This window comes from Streptomyces sp. SID5910, from assembly GCF_009862125.1.
Classification (GTDB): Bacteria; Actinomycetota; Actinomycetes; order Streptomycetales; family Streptomycetaceae; genus Streptomyces.
Genome location: NZ_WWHX01000574.1, coordinates 1 through 1,369, shown reverse-complemented (window position 1 = coordinate 1,369; position 1,369 = coordinate 1). Strand labels below are relative to the sequence as shown.

The following is a 1,369-nucleotide window of genomic DNA, read 5'->3' as shown; positions in this document are numbered from 1 at the left end:
CTGCTCCCCCGGCGGCGGCCCGCCCACCCGGCGCGGGCGCCCCGGCGCCGTGACGGGGAGCGGCACCGGCCCCAGGACCTCCGCCTCGCGCGGCAGCTCCACCGCGCCGAGGAAGCCGGCCACCGCCTCCGCCGGCCCCGCCACGGACGCCATCCGCGACACCGGCGGAAAGCCCAGCTCGGCACGCTCGGCCAGCTCACGCACCGCATGGCCGACGGGATCCCAGCGCACCAGCGCCTGCACCGGCCGCAGCGTCGGCTCGGCGACCACGACCACCGTCCCGCCCGCGGACTGCGGACGCACCAGCGCCGCGGCCGCCAGCCAGCGCCGCAGCGCGTCCTCACCGGCGCGCAGATCGGGCCGCCCGAGCATGGCCCAGCCGTCGAGCAGCAGGGCCGCCGCATAGCCGCCCTCGGCGACCGGTTCGGCGCCGGGGGTGCTCACGACCAGGGCCGGCGTCTGCGACACCGTGTCCAGCACGTGCTCGCGCCCCGAGGTGCGCACCGGCACCGCGGGGAAGGCACGCCCCAGTTCCTCGGCGGTACGGCGGGCCCCCACGATCTGTGCGCGCAGCCGGAACGCCCCGCACTCCGGGCAGTGCCAGGCACTCTCCTCGCGCCCGCACCACCCGCACCGCAGCGCCGCCCCGGACTCCTGCCCCTCCAGCGGCCCGGAGCAGTGCCGGCACCGCGCGGGCGTACGGCAGGCGGCACACGCCATCCGCGGCACGTATCCCCGGCGGGGCACCTGGACGAGCACCGGTCCCTGCCGAAGCCCGTCCCGGACGGCCTGCCAGGCGAGGGTGGGCAACCGCGCGGCCCGGGCGGCCTCGTCGCGGGCCAGATCCCCGTCCCCCACGGTCCGCACCAGCGGAGCGGCGGCCCGCACCTGCTCCCGGGCCGCGACCAGCGGCCGGGCCCAGCCGGTCTCGACGAGCTGGGCGGCCTCCACCGTGCAGTTCCAGCCGCCCAGCAGGAAGGCGCACCTGTCCTGGGCCGCGCGCAACAGCAGCACCTCGCGCGCGTGCGGCTGCGGGGCGTGCTGCTCGCTGTGACTGTCGTCGCCGTCGTCCCACAGGGCGACCAGACCGAGGTCCCGCACCGGCGCGAACATGGCGGCCCTGGTCCCGATGACGGCCCGTACGGCACCCCGGCGCACCGCGAGCCACTGCGCGTACCGCTTCTCGGGTCCGGCGTCGGCGGTGAGCACCGCGTGCCGGCCCTCGCCGAGCAGGGCGGTCAGCGCGGCGTCGGCCCGGGCGACCGCCCGCCCGTCGGGGAGGACGACGAGGGCGCCCCGGCCGGAGGCCAGCGTCGCCGCCACGGCCCGCGCCAGTTCCTCGCTCCACCCGGGGCCGGGCAACGCGTTC

At 79.1% G+C, this 1,369-nt stretch carries 1 protein-coding gene; it reads right to left on the bottom strand.

Annotated elements, in window-relative coordinates; all coding sequences use genetic code 11:
- Positions 1-1,369 (bottom strand): primosomal protein N' (locus tag GTW67_RS20115; protein ID WP_524539799.1); only part of this gene is annotated, 1,369 nt, incomplete at both ends.